Source organism: Pseudoalteromonas sp. KG3 (assembly GCF_030436385.1).
In the GTDB taxonomy this organism is placed as follows: Bacteria; Pseudomonadota; Gammaproteobacteria; order Enterobacterales; family Alteromonadaceae; genus Pseudoalteromonas; species Pseudoalteromonas prydzensis.
This window is the reverse complement of record NZ_CP098524.1, coordinates 946,291-968,502: the sequence shown is the minus strand read 5'-3', so window position 1 is coordinate 968,502 and position 22,212 is coordinate 946,291. Positions and strand designations below refer to the sequence as shown.

The window sequence follows — 22,212 nt, the reverse complement described above, 5'->3', positions numbered from 1 at the left end:
TTCGGATAATAAGTGCAATTTCTCAGATTAGATGGCCAGCTGTTATAATTCGGCCATTTTCTCGCCAAAGGAAATTGCTTTAATGAAATATAAACAGCTGACACAAGAAGAAAGATACCAGATTTACGCGTTAATAAAAGCAGGAAATAACCAAAAGCAGATAGCTGAAGAACTAACTCGTTCACCGTCATCTATTTCTAGAGAGCTAAAACGCAATAAAGGACTTAAAGGCTATCGGCCTAACCAAGCCAATAACTTTGCTGAACAAAGACGTAAGTCATCTTTCAAAGCAAGTAAGTTAACAGAGGACGTCACTCACTGGATTAATAAATTGTTGCATGACGGACTTTCCCCTGAGCAAGTGGCAGGCCGCTTAGCTTTAGAGAAACAGGTCGTTTTACATCATGAAACAATTTATCAATATATTTACAGAGACAAGGCTCGTGGTGGCAAGCTACATAAGACACTCACTCGTGCATGTAAAAAGTATAAAAAACGCTATGGAAGCTATGATAAACGTGGACAGATAGTTAATCGAGTCAGCATTGATGAACGCCCAAGTATTGTGGATTCAAAGTCTAGGATTGGTGATTGGGAGGGCGATACAGTGATAGGTAAAGGGCGTAAAAATGCGCTTGTCACAATGGTTGAACGTAAAACGTTATATACAGTCGTTCACAGAATTGAAAGCAAGCATGCGAAAATAACAGCCGATGCGCTGATCACGTGTATGACACCATATAAAGGTAAGGTTATTACCGTGACGTTAGATAATGGAAAAGAGTTTGCTCACCATGAGCATGTTGCACAAAAATTAGAAGCTGATGTGTATTTCGCTCATCCCTATTCATCATGGGAGCGGGGCATAAATGAGAATACCAACGGCTTACTTAGACGCTTCTTCCCCAAGGGAACTGACTTTATGGCGCTAAGTGAAGCAGAGATACAGGCGGCAGTTGATAAGCTCAACCATCGGCCAAGAAAAACAAGAGGGTATAAAACCCCTCATGAATTATTTACGGGGCAATCAGAAGTTCTGGTGGCTGCATAATGATTGCACTTAATACTTGAATTCAAGCATTAGTACTTTTGCTTCATCGATATTATTTTCAAGAATTTCGATTAAGTATATTAATAAAAATATGGAGAAAGATGGCGTGGACCCACCTAGTTGGGATAGAGGTATCGGTGCTAGTGCCTCATTCTATATTTTCGCCATGTTTTTTGAAAGGTCCCGAACCCCGACTCCGATGTTTGATGGCCGCTTTGTAGCCAAACATGCAAGACCTGTTGATAAAATAATTGGCGCAATTCACTCTATTTCAGTGGCAGGCACAGTAGTGTGTCTTTGTATAATTACCTATCTTCAAAATAGCTAATAGTAAATTAAATTCACATGACACATTGTTTTCGGAGTATTGCGCAGTTTTTAAATTATAGGCGGGAGCTTATATCCGGCCTTGATTTTATTATATTTTTAATGGGTAAGCTTATAATGTTGAACATGCCTTAATCGCAGCCGCTATGGCAGAAGCACTTTGTTTTGAATATCCGCCGCCACCAGTAACCACTGTTGGTATTTCAAGCGTTTTTAAGTGAGACAGTATGATTTTTTCACGCTTAGCAACATCTTCAACAGTAAGCTTAAAACCACCTAATTTATCAACAGCCAATACATCAGTCCCTGCTATAACAAAGGCCAAAGCATAATGACCCGTTATTAACTCAAGCGCTTGGGTTAACTTTTCTAAATATTCGCAGCCTTCTACACCACTTTTTAACGGAACCGGAAAATTCACCCTGTTACGAGTAAATTGTGAGGTTGGGTAAATATCCTCATTGTATACATCTAGTAAATGCACATTTTCGTTGTCTTTGAATGAGTACGCATTACCGTTACCATGATGAGCATCAACGTCGATAATTAATACTTTATCAGTTTCACTCAAGTGGCCACTCTTTCGCAATTGTTGATAGCTAATACCAATATCATTATAAATACAAAAACCTTCCATATTTAAATTACTAGCATGATGAAAGCCGCCTGATAAGTTCCACATAATCCCACCAGACTCCAAGGCTTTTTCAGCCCCTAATAAAGTACCAGCAACAGCTAAGCGCATAGGTGTCAGGATTTTTTTATCTAGAAAATCAAAGCCAACAAAAGGAATTTTTGGAACTTCAAGTGCACGGAGAACAAGTGTTTTACTTAAAACCAACTTTCTCATTAATTCATTAAGATACTCATTGATCACTTTAGTAGAAATAGGTCCATTTGGATGGATTATTTCAATGTTTAAGCCATCAAGCTCAGAAACGACCTTAGCAAATTTTTCACCATCAAATGGATGCAAGTATTTCAGTACCCCTAATTGATAGTTAAAGCGTGGTTCATAAATAACTTTCATGTTTATGCGTTTTCCGTATCAGCAAGTTCTTTAGCGTAACGTAATACTTCATGAGGTGTCCAGATACCCGTTCCTAGTACTCTTGCTAATTTGCCATATGCAGCTGCATTTGGTTTAAAACTGGGTTCTTTATTACAAGCTACTTTTAAACAATCAGCCACAACATTTGAGCAATTAAATTTGGCGAGTTGATATTGTGGTATATTCTCCATCAAAGAAACCACATAATCTTCCAAGGCATCTGTATTAGCATCTGGAATGGTGACAGTTAGTGGGCGACGGTTACCTTCACTCTCAATGTCGAGTTCAAGAGCCCGCATAAAATGCCCTGGTTGGCGTCGTTTTATTTTTAAATCTTTTTTACCTGCGCCATCTGCCGGCCAAAAACTAATATAAGTTGTGCCAAATGAGATTGAGGCATGGCCAACCATATTACCATGAGGTAGCCAAACATGTACTTTCAACATAGCAAAAATCCTTTTTTATATTTCCTAATTTAGGTTCAATGTATATATTTAAAGACTAAAAATCAATGAGAAAATTAAATTCCGCCATGCAATCTATTACTCATCAATTGAGTTTTAGGGCAAAGTAACGAGGGATTAACTTGTCAGCAGCGTTTAAATTTACTGTAGGCGTTAAACTTGCTGACGCGAAAAGCGCAATTTTTAAATAGGTAGATGCGATTTTATATCGCGCTTTGGGTTTTAATTGCAAATTTTTAGTTATGTCGCGTTGGCGACGGCAACCAAAGTGTGATTTGTCTTTAAATCAACTCTGCTGCAAATAATTCATCCATGAAGCTGGGTTCCTGTCAGCATCCATGCTTCCACTTCCTCACGCTGCGAAACTTCGTTTCGGTCAATCGTCACCCACGACGCCCCGAGGATCAAACAGCTTCCTCAATTTAAATTAATGATATGAACGTAAATGCTGTGTATTCGCCCAACTTGCACATCCCTGTACGCTCCCCAGTTCGGGTATCCCTACCCTCTCGTTCAAAACTGCGTTTTTCACCCATGGCGAAGTCACAGCTTAACGCGCATCCATGCGCTGTTATTACTCATCATTAATTTAATTTCGGGTGTGATCACGGGGGAATTGTCTTAACAGCAGTCTTTATACAAAGTTTGTCGATGTACAAAGAGTTATGTATATTAAATTCAACTTAGTTTGAGTAACTAAAATGGCTGTTCAAGATCAAAAAGGTAAATGGCTTTCGAGTAAAGAGGCGATGGCGTATCTGAAAATATCAGGCTGTGAGCTTATGCACCGCCGTGAACGTGGTGAGCTTAAGTTTGAAAAGCGCGGGCGGGCATATTTTTATTATATTGTAGTTAGCAATAAGACTACGCTTAACTTTTAAAATATAACCTCATTCGAGGTTTTTGCCAGATTGCTGGCGGCAACCAAGGGGCGCATAGCGCCGTACGCCCCTTGAAACCCCACGGCGCCCCGAGCATTTTGCAGTTTCTTCAAAACCTCAATTGATATGAACGTAAACGCCGTGTATTCGCCCAACTTGCACATCCCTGTACGCTCCCCAGTTCGGGTATCCCTACCCTCTCGTTCAAAACTGCGTTTTTCACCCATGGCGAAGTCACGGCTTTGATTGCATCCATGCAATTAATTACTCATCAATTAAGGTTTTTCGGGCAAAATGACGGGGGAATTGTCTTAGCATTAGCTTTTAATTCAATAATGAGTTAATGCTTGTTTACATTGCATTTTTTAGTAAACTGAATGTTCGCAAACAGGGAGCGATTTAATGCAGCAAATTGGTATTTACGAGCAGTTAATTACTCAGGTAATTGAACAAAACTTAAATCGCGATCAATTTTTTTAATTGCAAATTTTTAGTTATGTCGCGTTGGCGACGGCAACCAAAGAGAAGTAAACGCCGACTTCTCTTTGGAATCTCTCGGCGCCCCGAGGATCACACTGTTTCCTCAATTTAAATTAATGATATGAACGTAAACGCGATGAAACACGTCCGTGTGTAAGCATCGCTTAACGCGCATCCATGCGCTGCTATTACTCATCATTAATTCAATTTCGGGTGTGATCACGGGGGAATTGCTTAGCTTCTGTGTTCATATTTATACAATTAGCTGCTATTTTAGCCAGTCATCCTCTTTAATCTCATATAACTCTTTATGACTCGGATCATGCCTGGTATGATTCTCTGTCTTTTTTATTTTGTAGTTGCTTAGTTATGGAAAACGGTGAAATTCTTGTCATTGATTTGTTTGCAGGGCCTGGCGGCCTTGGTGAAGGGATTTCCGCAGCTAAAACAGATGACGGTAAAACACCTTTTCAAATTGGTATTTCTGTTGAAAAAGATACTAATGCACATCAAACTTTAACCACTCGCGCTTTTTTTCGTTTACTCAAAAACAAGTCTCAGCCGTTAGATAATTACTATGATTACCTACATGGAAAAATTACACGAGATGAGTTATTTGAGCTTCACCCCGATATTGCATTCGAAGCCAATCTAGAAACATTAAACGGCGCAAAAGAGCTTGGTAAAGACAATGAGCTTATACACAAGCGAATTACAGAGCTGGTTAAAAAACATAAAGGTCCGAAAGTTTTAATCGGTGGCCCTCCTTGCCAAGCATATTCATTAGCTGGCCGCTCACGTAATGCCGGAAATAAAAGCTATATTGCAGAAGATGATGCTCGTCACTTTTTATACAAAGAATATTTACAGGTAATAAGCCTAGCTAAACCAGATATTTTTGTAATGGAGAATGTTCGCGGAATCCTAACAGCCAAAGTTAATGGCCAAGTTATGTTTCCGCAAATATTGGAAGACTTGCGTAACCCTGGCTCAGTAACTAAACAAAAAAAGATTCCAAAATATAAAATCTATTCATTAGTGGTTGATGCCGAGAACCCAAAAGATCCACAATACAAGGACTCTGCCGATTTCTTAATTCGCTGTGAGCAATACGGTATACCTCAAGCAAGGCATCGTGTGATTTTACTGGGTGTGCGTGAGGATATAAAAGCAACTCCAGAAACACTAAAACTATGCGAACACCAAGTTACCGTAGAGCAAGCTATTAGTGACTTACCAAGTTTACGCAGCGGTTTTTCAAAACAAAAAGATAACGCAAAAGATTGGGAAGCAGCTGTTACTAAAAATGCAGAGAAATTAAAACAGATTCTAACAAAGCAATTTGACCCAGAATCAGCAAATAGCTTAAATCTTCAACCAAAAATCGGTTTATCTAGAATAGAAACTGCATTGAGCGACAAAACTCCAGCTATGCCAGAGTCATTAAAAGCCTGGTATATAGACCCTAGCTTAAATGTAGTGCTAAACCATGAAACCAGAGGGCATATGGTCAATGATTTACTTCGCTACGCTTACTGTGCCGCATATGCCCAAATAGAAGGCTCATCACCTAAATCTCGTCACTTTCCACAAGAGTTAGCTCCAGCCCATGCAAATTGGGATACAGGCACACACGCAGACCGTTTTAGGGTTCAAGTAGCAGATAAATACGCTACTACCGTAACAAGCCATATCTCAAAAGATGGCCACTATTTCGTGCATTACGATCCACAGCAATGCAGAAGTTTAAGCGTTAGAGAAGCCGCACGCTTACAAACATTCCCTGATAACTATCTTTTTGAAGGTACAAGGACAAATCAATACGTACAGATAGGTAATGCTGTACCACCATACTTAGCTTTCCAAATAGGGCAATTAATAAGTAATTTTTTACTTCACGCAAAACAATAGTTTTGTTAAGCAAAGTGAAAGCCTTCTACTAAGGCTTTCTTTTCAATGTCTAATAAAGATAAACATTGTTTCTCAGTTGGTATCTTAGTAGGAATGGCTGCTGCTATATCTAAAATCCCCTTTTCTTTGTGACTCAATACAAACGAAGTTTTATTCCAATCTTGCATTTTCTTCCAGTATTTATCAGTTTTATCGAAAACATATTTCTGAGCTTCGATACCATTATCGATGCATTGGACAGTAGCAGCTTCTTTTTTTTGTTCTTTAGCTACGATTGGATCTATTAACATATTTTCTACAGCACTATTTAAAGGAACATGCGTGTTTATCACTCTCTCCCAACAATCGGGCTTTTTACACCATTCACCAATGTTAGTAACGTGTTGAGGCGTATCTTTAATAGCTTCATTTACTTTTGCTGCGATATCAAGAAGGTTCTCTAGCAACTCAGGAGGCAAAGACTGTTTATTCCAAATTGCCATAAGGTCTAGTAACTTACCTTTGCCATCAATCATATGTCGGAACTTCGATATTGTATAAGTAACAATATTGGCCTTATATCCGCCATACCACGGCTGTTTCATAATTTTTTTATCTAATTCTTTAAATAGAATTGCTTTAGTGATTGATTCTTTAAAGAATAACTCATTGAATGGTTTATCATCTTTATTCCATTGTTCCGTCATTACATCAGCAAATCTACCGAAATTTTTCTGAGCACCTAGGCTTACAATATGTGGCATTTTTTCCCATGAATTATAAAACTTAGCTAAATCTGTTTTAGTTAGCATTTGTGGCTTAGGGTTAACCTTCTCAAACTTTTTCTGTTCAGCAGGAGTTAGTTTAGTTTTGGCTGTAATGTATTGACCACGTGCTCTTTCATAAAACCAATGAGTTTCTTGAAGCCCACCTTCAGAAGATGGTGCCCAAATTCTTCTAGAAAGCTCTTCAAAACGCCAGTGAAAAGGGCTGTTAGAGAAGAAATCTGCGGCATTAACCTTATTTTGAGTATTAGCAAACTCCGAAATTTTAGGAACAATTGTTTCTACAAACTCCGGCGGCACGATGGTTAATTTCACCTGAATAAAAACTTGAGATAAATCTGCTTTTTCTTTTTTCAATGTATTGTATATTGACGCTGTAGTTTGCCCGCCATTCACGATTTGTAAATTTTTTAGTTTGGAGATCATGGTATTGCCATGCTCTTCATATGTCGTGATTTCTTCCGCTGTAGCTGTTAAACCATTATTAAATGCAAAAAACATATTTGGCTGATTTATAATGGTATTCCTCATTCCTTTATTTACTTTTCCTTTAAATTGAAGAAATGTTCGTACATTTTGCTCTAGTAGCCTCTCGGTATACTTGTCATAAAGTTTGGATAGTAGTGAGCCGGGTAAGACTAATAAATATGACTGGTATTCATCTGTTTGCGAAAACGCCTTCAGACAAGGAAGGTAGTTACCAAACTCTTCTTTAAAATCAATTTCTATTGATTCCTTACCTGTTTTAGATGAGTCAATACGATAAATTCTCTCAATGTCCCATATATCAAAATTAATTTTTATGCCGTTATCGCTATCAACAGAGGGAATAGATTTAATTGACTTACTTGTTTCACCGTTGGTAATTATAATAACTTTAATACTTGTGATCCCAGACGACTTAAGACATATCTCCCGTACAAGTGGATACGCAAGATCTGTCTCCTCCATAGTTTGATAGAAACTACTATCTAGGCTTCTTTCAAAAAATCGAACAGCCCTTTTTGAAATTTGTGTCGCTAGCGAAGTCGTTAAAGTTTCTAGACTATCTTTATAATGGGATACGATTAATGTTAATACTCCATTTTCATCATTTTGGTGCCACGCATCTAGCTTAAGCCCTAAAGAGTCTTTTTTATAACTACAAAGACTGTAATTTTCTATAACAGCTTGTTCAACCAAATAATCGCAAACTTTTTCAACAAAAACAGGTTCATTAAACTTACTTCCAACTTCAGCCTCGCTATAAATTTCCTGCATAAAGTTTGTGTAAAATAATTCTAAACTCATACTGCTGATACCCACGGTTCTTCAATTAAAAATGGTTCACAATTTGTCAATTCCAAATCATAAGTTACGTTGGAAACCCCATTTGGAATATTTGATAAAGTAATTCTCGGAAAGTCCCCTGATACGCAGTAGAACTTCTTAAAAGCTACTATATAACTAAAAGTGGAATACTCTTCGCTATGCGCGTACCCTATGTTTAGTAAAGCGTCTTGGAATTTTTCAAGCTGTTGTGAGTGTCCCTCTTCTTCAAGTATGCTTTGAATACTCAAAATTAAGTTAGGAAGTGACAGTGCGTCTTGAGCTTCAGGCTCAGTTCTTCCTAGAGTGATCACGAATAAATAGAGTTCATCTAACTGCCCACACAGCTGTTCTGCGGATGAGATTTTTATTTTTGGCGATGATGTGCCTATTTGACACTTTACCTCTACAGCCGCATTTTGAATATTAAAGTCTTGCGGACTGCCTTCCGGCCCGGTCCAGAAGTCTATTGCTTGAGCTACTCCATACTTTTTTGCCAAATGATGATTTAAGTAGACCAACTCTCCTATTAGCCCTTTAATTATTCGTTCTGGTAATAACTTTTCTTTATCTTTTTTTAAGAATTCTCTCCAGCGCTCAATTCTTCTAAAAATAACAGGCACTACTGCTGATGGTTTTAACACTCGCGTAGCAGAAATAATGTCATTGCATAACGAAAAAAATAGTTCCCAGTCGCTGGGATTTTTGAGACTCAAAACTAATTGTTTAGTCTCTGCTATAGAAGTAACCTCTATTCCTAATAGAGACGGATATTTTGGTGGCAATTTACATTCATTCGTTAATTTACAAACAAATAAGTACCTACCCAACCTATCTTTAGCCCAATAAATATCTAACGGATGCTTATGGTCAATTCGTCTTGCCGATAAGTCTGCTTTTGGTGTTTTGATGCTTTCCCAAGGATTAATCATTTTCTAATTCATCCTCTTCTTCAAGTAAGCTGGAAAATTCTTGCTTCCACCATGTTGTATTAACGATGTATTCAACAAGGTTTTCAGGTCTGCCTTTACCTGCTTCGCCCGGAAAACTAATACTCCATGCTAAAGCTGTTTGCTCTATTGCAGGTTCTTTTGTTTCCCCTAACTCATAATCTAATAGGTAAACGGTCAATAATGGACGATCTCTTAATTGTCGTAATAACTTTCCTGATAGAGATCTAGGATTCTCTAGTTTTTTAATATGCGCATCTATTTTTGCTTTGTCTACTCCTGCTCTTTCCCATTTGGGATCACTAAACCGCCTTTTGCTGGATGTTATAGCACTTTTCGTTTCCTTATACAGACTTACAGTCCGCATTAAGGGGTGCATGATAATGCTTTGCCTTGTGTGGGCCTTATATTCATTCTGAGGCTTAGAGTTACTGATTAATTGAACGTCCCAATTGCAATTAATTTTTCCGATGTAATCTAAAATAGGCTTTGGTTCTGTCATTATGGAAGCTGGATGATTTGTATAGGCATCGATAAACCTTTTAATAGGCTCATCGTTAATATTTTGAAATAAATAATTGGTACTTGAGGTATTAATCAGGCTATTAGTAAGCAGTAAATCCTTTATTAAGTAATCTAAAGCTGTTTTGTTGCTGTCCTGTAAGCTGTTAGAAGTACCTAAAACAGTTGTTTCAACATGTCGTCCATGTAAACTAATTTGCCTCAATACACTTGTACCCGTACGCATCTTATTTCTTGCTGTTACAATAAGTGATTCAGGGTGGCTGCGAACACATAATCCAAACTCTTCAGGCGTAAGCTTGGCATTTTCCATTCTTTTAAATTCATCTCTTAGTTCTTCGGTAACGTCAGAGATATGTTCATACCAAGAAATTGCATCATAAGGCATATATAACCGACAAAGTTCAGCAAAACCGTCTCTATAGCCAAACCATCGGCCCATTTGCATTAAAGTGTCGTACATCTGCGTGTTTCGAATAAAATAACTAACTGTTAAGCCTTCTAAAGTTAGCCCCCTAGATAGGCTTAATCCACCAACAGCTATAATGCTTCTTCCTTTAGGGTAATTTTCTTTACTGTAATCTAAAGGCTCTGAATTTTTTGATGCGTTGACCTCAATTGTTTTAATTGGGGATACCGCTCTTTTTAAAGTTAATTGAACCGATTTCCAATCAAATTCAACTTCTGAAAACTCTTTATCAAAAGTTTCTTTCAAGCTTCTAATAGATTCATTTTTAATTGCTTGTAATTCATCCAATGCATAATGATTAATAATGTTTCTTCTAAGTTCATCAACATAATCATGTACTAATAATTTTATATGGCTTTGTACATCAGTAAACCGACTAACATTTATCAGCATAGAATTATGTTTAAATTCTTGATCTCTTAAGATCCGAATAGCTCTAATTAAGGTAAATACCCTAATTGCCTCTTCCAGTGACGCAGGAATAGCTTCAGGTACATAATCCTTTTTATGGGAAGGAGGAAGCAAATCTTCAAAATCTAGTAGCTCTCGAACTATGTCTAAATCAGAATCTGAGCTAAATATTCTCTTCGAGCCAACATAATTTGAGGGAGCGTCTAAGCTAATAATAAAATCTCTTGGAAAAAGCTCATCACCTATCATTTCATCATTGTTATCTGGATCGATAAAAATATTTGCAAAAGGTGTAGCTGTGTAGCCTAGATACATATTTTGTCGAAATAGCTTAAGTAACTCGCGGATCTTACTATTAATCGCAGTCACATCAGAGTCTTCTCTGTTTGTATTTATTGAAGCATGGTCAGCTTCATCATCAACTAGAAGAAACGGAAACTGGTCTAAGTTAAGGTTATTGTTTTTTAACCAGTTTATGAGGTTTTGTAGTATAGCTTTATTCTTTTTGATAACTAAGACAACAGGCTGATTAAAATTATCTAAAGTTGATCCTATTTGTTTAGCTATGCTGTTTTTAAAGTCATGAACAGTAGTTGTAAATGAAATTGGAACTTTGTCATGTGAATATTTACCTACGCCAACAAGCCTATCTTTCAATGGGATGTCATCTAATTGCTTAGAGCTATCAACCCCTCTAAAGCCTTCATCAATCCTTTCTTGTGTCTGACTTCTGAGAGCACTCAATATACCAGCAAGTACAATAATAACTTTATAACCAGCATCTGCCGCTTTATTTATAACACCAGTATAGTTAGCAGTCTTACCTGATTGCACGTGACCAACAACTAACCCCTTTCTTGACCAATCACCTTCTTTTTTGGGGTTTTCTAAATGGTCCAATATTTTGTCAGTCACTAGATCTAACTGCGTTACTACTTTCGGTGGGAAATTTGAATGCGATAAGTGTCTTTTATATCTATTCCAGAAGAACCAATCAATGTCGCCACGGTTATCCTCTAACCAAGGAATATAGTCTTGTGCTTCAAAATAGGACCCTAAAGTCATACTTATATCAAATCGTTCTTCCAGTTTTGTGACTATCAAATTTATATCGTTTTCATCAGTAACAGATAAGCTATACGCCATCATTTTTACTGTCTCAAGAATCATTTCTGAGTCAATCTGATCTAGTTCCTTTTCGCCGACTTTAGCTACTAAAAATTTTTCACTTAAATCTTCTATTTGGTTTAGTTTAACGATATCAGTCATAATTAGAGTTCCATTTCTTCGATTATTTTAAGGCTTAAATCAGCATGTGAAGCCATTGGCTCTATCTGAGTAATCTTTTCTACAATTTGTTCTTTAGATAACTTTTCATTTTTGTAGATCGGCAAAAATACTTGAATAATATTTTTCAATTCTTCTTTTGGCACACTTGGTTTAACAACGTTTTCAGGTGAATTTGCAAAATCATTAAAATATAAGTCTGAAGGGAAAGAAGACTCTACAGACGTTAAAATATTGATAAATTCTTTTTGTAAGTCATCTCCCAGCTTATTTTTGAGAGACTCAATTAAAGGGTGGCTCTTGCTTATTTCATAACTCACCTTTCCAGAAGCTACATTCCTATTCCAAAATGGCTCTAAAATTTTTGACTTAAGTCGGTGACCTTTTTGTTTAAATACCCGTTTTCCTGAATATTCTACTTCTGAGATAATTTGCTTTAATCCTCTTCTTACGACTTCAGGAGGGCTTGCATTTGATTTTTTAACATCAATTTTCCAAATATGATCTAGTGAATTTGGTATATCTACTCTTACTCGAACTAATTTAGTCAACTCTTCTTTGGGCATTAATCTAAACCAAGTACTTTTGATAATTAATCTTTTGTTTCTATATACATAAAAGCCTTGGTTATGAAGGTACCCTCCATCTCCAGAATATTTCTCATATTCTTGAGGAGAAACTTTTGTATAGTGTGGGAGCACGAAAGGTTGGACTTTAATTTCTTTTGAGTCTACATAAATAGACTGTGATGGAAGCTCCAATGTAGCATTATGAGAAATGTTAAAGGGATCAATACCTTCAAGGTTGCCACCATTTAAAAATATTCGTATAGATTTTTTGCCGGGCCCTGCATTGAGAAAACGATGATATGTTAATTCAAGATGCTTTCTTGAATGATCAATGATTAAATTTAGCTTTTTTTCCCTAATGGCGAGAGAATCAAACGAATCTAATCTATCTAGCTTCCTCCATAATACAATTGTGCCGGAAGATTTTTGATCTAAGTTTAAAAGCAGCTCATTTAACTCTACAACTTGATGTAAATCATTTGAGTCTAAAACTATTACTTTCCAACCTGTATCAGGGTTTTCAGTTATTTGGTCGAGATCCCACTCCATCGCAGAGATGCTATTTTCTTTTTTTGATACGACAGTTAGTTTTCTGCACTGGGAAAAAGAAGCTGTTTTAAGCCCTAGTCCAAATCGACCTAAATCATTATCCTCTCTAGATTCAAGCGGATTTAGGCTGCCAAGTTTCATTGCGAGCAGCAATTCTTGGTAATCCATTCCGTGTCCATTATCGGAAATTGCTAGCCAAGGCTCTGCATCATTCCAAGAAAAATCAATGTTGATGTCTGTCGCTTCCGCAGTAATACTATTATCAATAACGTCAGCTAAAGCTGTTTCCATTGAATAACCGATATCACGCAAGGACTCCATAAGTGAGGATGGTGAAGGGTAAAGGTTCTCATAATGCATTTTAAATCCCTTTCAAATTTAAGTTGAGCGAATACGTTTGAGCTTTGCTATCAAAACTTATCTTTTTAAAACTATATAACACCAATCTACCAACATACTCCAATTCCCCGTGATCACACCCGAAAGTTATAAATTGATGAGTAATCACTTGCATGGATGCAAGTTAAGCCGTGACTTCGCCATGGATGGCGAATACACGGCGTTTACGTTCACATCAATTTTTAACTTGAGGACACAGTGTGATCCTCGGGTGCGCCGTGGGATTCCAAAGGGCGGTCGGCGGCAGCCGCCCTTTGGTTGCCATCGCCAACGCGATAAACCTCGAATAGAGGTTATTAATCCCTTCACAATTCCTAATATTATCAATCACATTGACGCGCTAAAGCACGACCTACAATTTAAATGCTCGAGGTAAACTCCCGCCTACGCCACGACCTACACATCTAAAAGCTTCGCTTTTCGCGTGAGCAAGCTAAAGCGCGACTACAAACTACTCTGCAACCACTTGTTTAAACCGCGCGAAGGTTCGCATGCTTTCATCTGCAATCATTACCTCATAATCTGGGTTTTGTGCAATTAGCTCATATTGCCCATTGGGTAACTTATTCACTTTACGCAGTAAATATTGCCCTTCTCCGCCTATATCATCTCGTTCTATCGCCACTATTTGCCCGCGCAGCGATCCCGCTTTATCGGAGGTTATAAGCTCAAGTAGCAGTAAATCACCATCAAGTATTGGGTGTTTACCGCCATTCATTGAGTTACCCGATGCGTGCGCTAAAAAATGCACTTGCGGATCGAGCTTGCCCGCGCCAAGTGGCGCGTCCATTAATTCCATATCGCTTTCATCCCCTGTTTTAAAATGCCCACAGGCAATTTTTATATTCGGGAAGTACGGCAGCTTTAATGCATTATCTATTGATTTTAAGCTAACTTCGGGCTTAACAACTTGATTTAACTCAGGTTGTGGTGCATTTGGAAACGTAAACAACTCAGCAGTTGGTTTTGCTTGTTCAAAATGGTCTTTATTTCCAAGCCATAATTTTGCGTTGTTTGCTTGTGCTACCTGATAGGCCCAATTGCTTACTGCGAGAGATTTATCTGCATCGCAGTGAAAGTACGCACTTAGCTCGTTGCTAATAACTTGGCTGTTAACAACCAAATTTTGGTTTTGCCAACGCTCGCGGTGCTGCTGTGCAGCTAAAAAGTCACGTTTATTGTTATTACATGTGCGATGCGCTGCCACAAAATTATGGCCTAAGTCGTTTGCGTAGCGGGCAAACGGTATAAAATGATCGACTTCAACATCGTTTTTCATTGGCTTTTGGCAATAAAAACAGCTGTTTGATTGCAGCTCTACCAAAACAGGTTTTGCTTTGGTGAGTGCGTTACGGTCAAAGCCAAATAAAAAATCATGCAGTTGGCTTTGCGGGCCAATAAGTGTTTGGTTGTGCTTTATGCTTTGAATTTTTTGTAGCCACGCATTTTTAGCTAAATACGTTACTAGATCGTAAAAACGCCTAAAACAACTGGCAATGCCTGCATTCAAAGTAATGTATTTAGAACTTTTAGTGTGCGGATATAAAAAGCACTCTTCTTGCTTGGCAAGTATTTGTAAGCGCCAAAGTGGGCCACTTTTTAATGTGGCCATAGCTGCATTAAAAGTCGACTTGTAAAAACCACTTTGCTTTAGCTGGCGTAAGTTACGAATATTGTTTTGTTGGCATTCAAACAATACGCTAATTACTTTTGATTGCGTGCCGGTATTTTGTAAAAGCAATGCACTTTCACCAGTATGTTCTGAGGGAAACGGCATTGCATGATGCCAATACAAGGTAATGAGTTTGTCAGCAAGAGTTGGCAGTTCTATGACTAGTTCACTTTGCTCTGACTGAATTGGCTGTTCTACACATACATCAGCCAAAGCATGCAGCAATGCAAATTTGTAGGTTGCACTAAAATCACCCTCAACGAGCATGCGCTGAATATACGCAATAAAGTCGAGTTGCTGCTGCATTGCGCTCATCATAAAACAGGCACGGCTTTGATTAATGCATTGAGCCACACTTCGCTTTCACGACCTGGGCGCTGATCAACCGTTTGCCATTGTTTTATTATTTTAAATTCGGTGTGCTGGGTAATCAGCGCGGTTAAACCCGCTTCGTTTAAGTCTGTAAACTCACGGCCGTTATGCACGCGTTCTTGCGTGCCGTATTTAAACGACACATACAAAACACCATTTGGTTTAAGGGCATTTTGTAGGTTTACAAATACCTGCGGGAGTTCGTTTTTAGGCACGTGCAATAAGCTGGCACAACACCAGATACCATCGTATTGGTTGCTGCAATCAAGCTGCTGAAAGGTTTTAACTTCAACAGGATGCTGTAAGTAATCACTTGCTAACTTTGCAAGATTTTCGCTTGCGTCAAACGCGCTTACGGTAAAGCCTTGCTGTTTAAAATACATGGCATCGCGGGCAGAGCCGCAGCCTGCATCTAAAATATGGCCGTGTTTAGGGATAAGCGGTAAAAACTCAGCGTAAAGCGCCGACATATCAACATTAAGCGTTGAGTCGCTAAAGCTCTGTGCGTTTTGGTTGTAGTAACTGAGTGTTTTAGTAGGCACTAAATCTACCGCTCCGTGGTTAATTAATGGTACTTAATGATTAGAGTGTTAAGCTTTCATTAAGTTTAACTCTAACCTAACATGAAAATGTATTAAAAATATAGAGTTTTCCGATGAGCACCAAGTACATAGGCACGGCAAGATCATTATAAATTGAACTTATAGAATATGTAGTGATCAGATCAAGGCATAATAATCACCTTGGTCACGTAAAATATGAGCGCTACTTTTCTGAAACACTTTAATTCAATTACCGATCCTCGCATTGAACGCTGTAAAAAGCATGAGCTTATCGATATTCTCCTTTTAGCCATTAGTGCAGTAATCTCCGGTGCACAAGGATGGGAGGATATTGAAGACTTTGGGCATCTAAAACTTGATTGGTTAAAAAGATATGGCGCTTTCAACGCGGGTATTCCAAGACACGACACCATAGCCCGTGTCATTTGTCGGTTAAAATCAGATGAAATAGAGCATGCATTTCAATCTTGGATATCTTCACTTATTGAAACCACGGGTGCTGATATTATTGCTATGGATGGAAAAACTGCACGTCGTTCATTTACAACCAAAGATAGAAAAAGTGCTTTACATACCGTCAGTGCATGGAGCTGCCAACACCAGTTAGTTTTAGGGCAAACAGCCGTTGATAGCAAAACAAATGAAATCACAGCCATACCTGAGTTACTCACCATGCTAGATATTGAAAATAGCATCATTACACTTGATGCTATGGGCTGCCAGCAAGAAATAGCGAAACAAATAATTAAACAAAAAGCTGATTATATCCTAGCGCTCAAAGGTAACCATTCAGGTATGCAGAGTGAATTAGAAGCTTGGTGGCACAAGAGTGAGCGCGAAGGATTGACCAATAGCAACTATGATAAACATACCGAAATAAGCTCAGGGCATGGGCGCATTGAAACAAGGGTTTGTCAGCAATTGCTTATTGATAAAAGCTGGTTAGATAAAATCTACCAATGGTCTGGCTTAAAGAGTGTTATTCAAGTAACCGCTGAGGTTCACGATAAATCATCAGGTACAGACACGATAGAAACGCGTTGGTATATTAGTTCGTTAGCGTTAGGTGCGGAGCAAGCACTTAATGCGGTACGAAGCCACTGGCAGGTTGAAAGTATGCATTGGATGTTGGATATGAACTTTAGGGAAGATGAATCAAGAATCCGTAAGAAGCAAGGACCCCTTGTTTTTAACGTAATGAGAAAAATAGCCATGGCGTTATTTAAACAAGATACAACTAAAACAGCCAGTATGGCGAGAAAAAAGAAAATGGCAGGGCTAGACGATGATTATCGCTCAACCCTGTTAGAATCTGGGATTAAAATGCGCTAGCCGTGAGTACATAGGGCCTATTTAGTTAAAATTAAGAATTTAGTCTTGGTTATATTTATTGAGCGAAGGTGCTAGGTATGTAAAAGGCCCTAGGTTCTAGGAAAGTGACTAGGCGCTAGGATTAACCCGCCGCCCGTTACCTTTTCTGTGTAGCGCAACGCCTCGGTGTTCTCGGTGGTAAAATAGCTTTAAAAAAATCACAGGTGCAAGATTTACTCGACACCCGCATCTCGGCGCTGATCTTTTTAAATCACCTTGCAAACACATCAAATACCGCTAAACTAATCATTAGCAACCTAATGACTGAGTAGGTAATCATTTTGAAATCTGAACAAGCATTAAAAATGGCGCAACGTTTGGGGGATTTAATCCGCCAGCACCGTACTTTGCATTACACGCAGAGCACCTTTGCGAAGATGATTGGCGTATCGCGCTCTACAGTGCAAAAGCTGGAGCAAGGGGAAGTGGTTAAAAGTGATGTTTTATTTGAAGCACTGGTGGTGTTGCAATTACAAGGATCACTGCTCGATGAAATTAACGAATTAGCGGCTGATGTAGGCGGCTACAATGCACGGCAACGTAAAACCAATAAAACCCAGGTGATTAACGATGACTTCTGAGTGTTATGTGTTTATTGATGGGCTAGAAGACAAACCCATTATTTGTGGCTTTTTTAAGTTAAATACACAAACCGGCCGAGGTGAGTTTAACTATGGTAAAAGTTATCTATCCCGCGATGATGCCTTTGCACTCGACCCAATTCATCTGCCTTTACAGCCAGGCATTGTCAGTTATACCGCTAATAACGGTGTTTTTGGCGTTTTAAGTGATGCGGGCGCTGATTCGTGGGGGCGTAAGCTGATTTTATCTTTGCATACAACCAAACCACAAAATGAGCTGGAATTTTTACTTGCAGGCTCAGGCTATGGCGTGGGCGCACTGGTATTTAGCTTATCGCGCAGTGCCTCTAAACATAAAACCAATAAAAATACTTTGGCTGATTTAGCATTGCTGGATCAAGCAAAAGATGATCTTTTAGCTAATAAAGCTATTTCAAATGAGGCTAAAAAGGCATTTGAATTTGGTCAAAGCATGGGGGGCGCAAGGCCTAAGACCTCAGTGCAAATTGGCACTAAGCTTTATTTGGCTAAGTTTAATCGTCAAGATGATTTATTCAATTTAGTACGAGCTGAACACGCAGCCATGTGTATGGCGAAAGAGTTAGGTATTCGCTGTGCAAATACCCAAGTTCATGAAACGGAAAACGGGGATGTGCTATTAGTCGAACGATTTGATGTGAGTAATGGTTTACCCACCAATCACTTTTTAAGTGCTAACAGCTTACTGCAAAAGCCTAAAGTGGCGATGAGTGATTTAGCAACGTACTACAGTTACGGTGAACTGGCTGAGTTTATTCGCCACCATACTGGTGAGTATGCTGATGATGCAACAGAGCTTTACAAGCGCATGGTGTTTAATGCGTTGATTGGTAACACTGACGATCACAGCCGCAACCATGCTTTTTTATATCACCTTACTGATAAAACATGGCGCTTGAGCCCAGCTTACGACATCACCCCAATCAATAACTCAAAACAACATGGTATAGGCCTTGGCGATGATGGCCGATATGCCAGTATCGACAATTTATTATCACAAGCTAAACGCTTTGGTTTAACGAGGGCAAAAGCGACAAAAATAATCAGCCAGTTCAAAGACTACACGCAGCAATGGCCGAGCCACTTTAAGCGCTTTGCTGATATCAGCGATATAGATATAAAACGCTTAGAAAGTGTTATACCAGATATAGAATAGAAAAGTGCTAGGTTATAGGAGTAACTGGCACTAGGTTCTAGGGAAGTGACTAGGTGCTAGGGTTAATTCATAGCTCGAAGCCCTCTGCTTTTGTCTTCTCTGTGTAGCGCAGCGTCTCGGTGCCCTCGGTGGTAAAAAGGTTTTTAAAAAATCGCAGGTGCTAGGATTAGCCCGCCGCCCGAAACCCGCCGCTTTTGTCTGCTCATTTACTCTCATTCACTGCTCTTTGTGCATAAAAGTGGCTAGGTTCTAGGGAAGTAACTAGGAGCTAGGTTGTTTACACAAGCTCGTGGCTCGAAATCGCCCCCGGCATTTTATTATTTCACTTGGCTAACGCAGTTATCGCTTTTAGGCTAAACGCATGCATAGTTATGTAATGCTGTTTCTTAATAATCGTTTTTACTATTTCTTGATCTATATTCAAATAATCATGCACAAGCGCGTTGCGTAAACCAATTATTTTACGCCATGACAGCAACTCTTCATCGGTTAAAATTCCAAGCTGAGTTAACTCGCTAAATGTTTGATATGCATTGCTACTGGTACTGCTTTTATATTTTTTAAGCCAATGCTTTGATAAACCAATACACACTTCCGTCATCAACTGCAACAAACGCTCTGCAGCACGGTAATCTCGACTATTAAGCTGCTCTACTTGGCTTAATTCGTCGAGCTCTTGCATATATTCCTCGATATGACGTGTTACTTCGCTTATATAAAGTGAGATCCCTATATCAGTCATGTTTGCTCGCTATTGTTTCAAACTCAAATTGGCTATAAATACGCTGTTGTTCTTTCATTGCTCTAAGGCTATTTTTACTTAAAATTATACGCCCGTATTCTACTACATTGAAGGCAAGGTAACTGGGGATCAAATTTATATCTACAATCGAAATAAGTTGTTCATTCAAGTTAAGTATATTACTGATTTCAAGCTCAAGTTCTTTAGGCCTGAGCCGTTTATCAAATGAACTCAAGTCAAAATTCTTAAAAGCGACAGCAAGATCGATATCACTATGTGATTGCGCAGACCCTTTAGCGTGAGATCCATATAACCAAACCACTTCAATGTCGCTATTTTGCTGCAAATATTTACCGACTTCTTGAATAACGTCATTTCCCACAATACAAAACCATTAATAGTAAACTGTAATTATCATAACCGATCAGTTTTATAGTGAACACAAAAACTGATAATTCACTTTGTCTTCTCATTTACCCTCATTATCTTCTCTTTGTGCAAATTGGTTTTAAGTAACATTCACGGCTAAAGCCGTTTCCTACGGGAAATGATGCTAGGATTTACACGCAGCCCGTAGCCCGTGGTTCGAAGCCCGAACCCACCGCTCCTTTATATTTTAATTACCCTGTCACCAGAATATATCTTCGCCAAGCGGACTGTTTTCACTCAGCTCAAATTAAGTGGAAAAGTAAAAATGATGGTTATACCTTGTTGTGGTTGGCTATGAATTTTTACATCGCCTTGTAGTGCTTGAGTTGCGAGGTTATACACAATCGCCATGCCTAAACCACTGCCACCTTTGCCACGGGTAGTGGTAAAAAAGGGCTCAAAGACACTTTGTAATACGGTTGTGCTCATACCGTGACCGTTATCGCGATAACATAAAGAGTAACTGCCCTGCTGTTTATCTACTTGGACGGTAATGTTGATCTGGTTATTAGTTCGCTCTTTGAAGCCATGCACACAGCTATTGCTGACCAAGTTCATTATAATTTGGCTTAAAGCGCCTGATACAGTCACTACACTGAGTGTTTCGTCGCAGTCAATTTCAGTGCTGATATGATGGCTGCGGGTAAGTGGTGTGAGGCTATGGATAGTATTAGCTAAGTACTCTTTTAGCATCACAGAGCTAATATCTAAAGACGATTGATCAACGGCTGTTTGCTTAAAACTACAGATCAACGCTGCCGCCCTATCCAAGTTACTACTTGAGATAGTTAAACACTCATCAATGTGGGTGAGAAAAGTCATCAAGCTATTTTTCGATAACGTATTTGTCTCTAACTGTTGCTTTAGTTGTTTGAGGTTATCGGTTGCCGAACTATTGGCAGTAACGGCAACACCAATTGGGGTGTTTACTTCGTGGGCAACCCCTGCCACAAGGTTGCCTAATGCGGCCATTTTTTCCGACTCGATTAGTTTTTCTTGCGTGCCCGTGAGTGTTTCTAAAGTTTTTTGTAACGTATTGGTGCGCTCAACAACACGTTCTTCAAGGTAGCGGTTTGCCGCTTCTAGCTCTTGTTTAACTAAGCGACTCTCTTGTGCCGACAAAGCCCGACCATAGAGATCTGCCAATCCCGACAAAAATGTACACTCGTCGTCCTCCCATTGCCGAAAATCGCCGGTGTGCTCACAGCAAAAAATACCAATCATTTTACCTTTAAAGCGCAGCGGCGCGTCCAGCATAGAATTAATACCCAGTGGTGTTAAGTAATGCTCAGAAAATTCAGCGGTTGCTGGATCTGTATGCGCATTATTAGCAATGATCACACGTTGCGTATCGAGTGCCCTAAAATAAGCAGGAAAATTAGCACGGGTTAAAATTAGCGACTGAACTGATTCTGCGTTATTTTTATCTAACAGTAATTGGCAATGACATTGGCTATTATCGTTATTGAGTAGCCATATACTGGCACGCGCAGTATTAAGGCCGTCTATGATGGCATTTACAATCAATTGTTCTGCAAGCTCTATATAGCCATCATCCAACGCGGATGAGGTAGATACTTTATAAAGTAATTGCACAAGCTGCTGCCGCATTACAAAAACCTTGTTCTATTTATAATCTTAAGGTTAGTTTAGTTGATGAAATTAAAGTCCACCTAAATTTTATAAGCGTTTCTATATTAAGACATTGTTCAGATAGACTTGGGTATTATACAGACTCACTCCTGTTGATACCCCTGACGACTTTATGTTGTTTAAGCAGTTTGGCCAGCTCTCCTTTTGAGCTGGTTTTTTTTGTCTGCAATTTAACAATTCTGCTCGCTTTTGCTGCTACGTTACCCTGTGATGAATAAATCACACGGTATTATTTCAGCGA

At 38.8% G+C, this 22,212-nt stretch carries 17 protein-coding genes; 6 read left to right on the top strand and 11 right to left on the bottom strand.

Going from position 1 to position 22,212, the window contains the following annotated elements:
* Positions 1–82: 82 nt before the first annotated feature.
* Complete coding sequence (locus tag NDQ71_RS22570) at positions 83–1,051, top strand: IS30 family transposase (RefSeq protein WP_086959932.1); 969 nt, start codon at positions 83–85, stop codon at positions 1,049–1,051.
* A gap of 439 nt (positions 1,052–1,490) precedes the next feature.
* Here the strand turns inward: NDQ71_RS22570 and NDQ71_RS22565 are convergent, their stop codons facing one another.
* Positions 1,491–2,408 carry a histone deacetylase gene (locus tag NDQ71_RS22565; RefSeq protein ID WP_301562788.1) on the bottom strand — a complete coding sequence of 306 codons (918 nt, stop codon included), beginning with the start codon at positions 2,406–2,408 and terminating at the stop codon, positions 1,491–1,493.
* Positions 2,409–2,410: 2 nt separating this feature from the next.
* On the bottom strand, positions 2,411–2,875 hold the full coding sequence (locus NDQ71_RS22560) for a hypothetical protein (protein WP_301562787.1): 465 nt from the start codon (positions 2,873–2,875) through the stop codon (positions 2,411–2,413).
* Between the two features lie 719 nt (positions 2,876–3,594).
* On the opposite strand from NDQ71_RS22560, the gene NDQ71_RS22555 reads away from it, so the two are divergent.
* Together NDQ71_RS22555 and NDQ71_RS22550 are read left to right on the top strand one after the other, a co-directional pair.
* Positions 3,595–3,774, top strand: a complete 180-nt coding sequence (locus NDQ71_RS22555) for a hypothetical protein (protein ID WP_192542609.1) — start codon at positions 3,595–3,597, stop codon at positions 3,772–3,774.
* An 849-nt stretch (positions 3,775–4,623) separates the two neighbouring features.
* Entirely contained in the window at positions 4,624–6,165 is a 1,542-nt protein-coding gene (locus tag NDQ71_RS22550) for a DNA cytosine methyltransferase (RefSeq protein ID WP_192542608.1), read from the top strand.
* Positions 6,166–6,170: 5 nt separating this feature from the next.
* Here the strand turns inward: NDQ71_RS22550 and NDQ71_RS22545 are convergent, their stop codons facing one another.
* The 6 genes from NDQ71_RS22545 to NDQ71_RS22520 all read right to left on the bottom strand — a co-directional run bounded on the left by NDQ71_RS22545 (position 6,171) and on the right by NDQ71_RS22520 (position 15,979).
* A complete protein-coding gene (locus tag NDQ71_RS22545) occupies positions 6,171–8,219 on the bottom strand; it encodes an AIPR family protein (RefSeq protein ID WP_301562786.1) in 2,049 nt (682 codons plus the stop codon).
* Complete coding sequence (locus NDQ71_RS22540) at positions 8,216–9,169, bottom strand: PD-(D/E)XK motif protein (protein ID WP_301562785.1); 954 nt, start codon at positions 9,167–9,169, stop codon at positions 8,216–8,218. Before NDQ71_RS22540 ends, NDQ71_RS22545 begins: the two co-directional genes overlap by 4 nt.
* Positions 9,162–11,858, bottom strand: a complete 2,697-nt coding sequence (locus NDQ71_RS22535; RefSeq protein WP_192542738.1) for a Z1 domain-containing protein — start codon at positions 11,856–11,858, stop codon at positions 9,162–9,164. The genes NDQ71_RS22540 and NDQ71_RS22535 overlap by 8 nt, the downstream gene beginning before the upstream one ends.
* Positions 11,859–11,860: 2 nt before the next feature.
* On the bottom strand, positions 11,861–13,285 hold the full coding sequence (locus NDQ71_RS22530; protein WP_301562784.1) for an ATP-binding protein: 1,425 nt from the start codon (positions 13,283–13,285) through the stop codon (positions 11,861–11,863).
* 559 nt (positions 13,286–13,844) lie between these two features.
* Positions 13,845–15,383, bottom strand: coding sequence for an HNH endonuclease (locus NDQ71_RS22525; protein WP_192542740.1), 1,539 nt, complete (start codon positions 15,381–15,383; stop codon positions 13,845–13,847).
* Entirely contained in the window at positions 15,380–15,979 is a 600-nt protein-coding gene (locus NDQ71_RS22520) for a bifunctional 2-polyprenyl-6-hydroxyphenol methylase/3-demethylubiquinol 3-O-methyltransferase UbiG (protein WP_192542736.1), read from the bottom strand. The genes NDQ71_RS22525 and NDQ71_RS22520 overlap by 4 nt, the downstream gene beginning before the upstream one ends.
* Positions 15,980–16,195: 216 nt before the next feature.
* Between NDQ71_RS22520 and NDQ71_RS22515 the strand changes: the two genes are divergently transcribed.
* The 3 genes from NDQ71_RS22515 to NDQ71_RS22505 all read left to right on the top strand — a co-directional run bounded on the left by NDQ71_RS22515 (position 16,196) and on the right by NDQ71_RS22505 (position 19,147).
* Entirely contained in the window at positions 16,196–17,332 is a 1,137-nt protein-coding gene (locus tag NDQ71_RS22515; protein ID WP_024602346.1) for an ISAs1 family transposase, read from the top strand.
* A 320-nt stretch (positions 17,333–17,652) separates the two neighbouring features.
* Positions 17,653–17,952: a helix-turn-helix transcriptional regulator gene (locus tag NDQ71_RS22510; RefSeq protein WP_064664741.1), complete on the top strand. Its 300-nt coding sequence runs from the start codon at positions 17,653–17,655 to the stop codon at positions 17,950–17,952.
* Positions 17,942–19,147 (top strand): type II toxin-antitoxin system HipA family toxin, encoded by a 1,206-nt coding sequence (locus NDQ71_RS22505; protein ID WP_301562783.1) that lies wholly within the window; start codon positions 17,942–17,944, stop codon positions 19,145–19,147. Before NDQ71_RS22510 ends, NDQ71_RS22505 begins: the two co-directional genes overlap by 11 nt.
* A gap of 322 nt (positions 19,148–19,469) precedes the next feature.
* Here the strand turns inward: NDQ71_RS22505 and NDQ71_RS22500 are convergent, their stop codons facing one another.
* From NDQ71_RS22500 to NDQ71_RS22490, 3 genes are all read right to left on the bottom strand, one after another.
* The gene (locus NDQ71_RS22500) at positions 19,470–19,889 is read right to left on the bottom strand and encodes a DUF86 domain-containing protein (protein WP_283708850.1); all 420 of its coding nucleotides are present in this window, start codon (positions 19,887–19,889) and stop codon (positions 19,470–19,472) included.
* Positions 19,882–20,271: a nucleotidyltransferase domain-containing protein gene (locus tag NDQ71_RS22495; protein WP_192542733.1), complete on the bottom strand. Its 390-nt coding sequence runs from the start codon at positions 20,269–20,271 to the stop codon at positions 19,882–19,884. Before NDQ71_RS22495 ends, NDQ71_RS22500 begins: the two co-directional genes overlap by 8 nt.
* Positions 20,272–20,555: 284 nt before the next feature.
* Positions 20,556–21,929, bottom strand: coding sequence for an ATP-binding protein (locus tag NDQ71_RS22490; protein ID WP_301562782.1), 1,374 nt, complete (start codon positions 21,927–21,929; stop codon positions 20,556–20,558).
* Positions 21,930–22,212 lie beyond the last annotated feature (283 nt).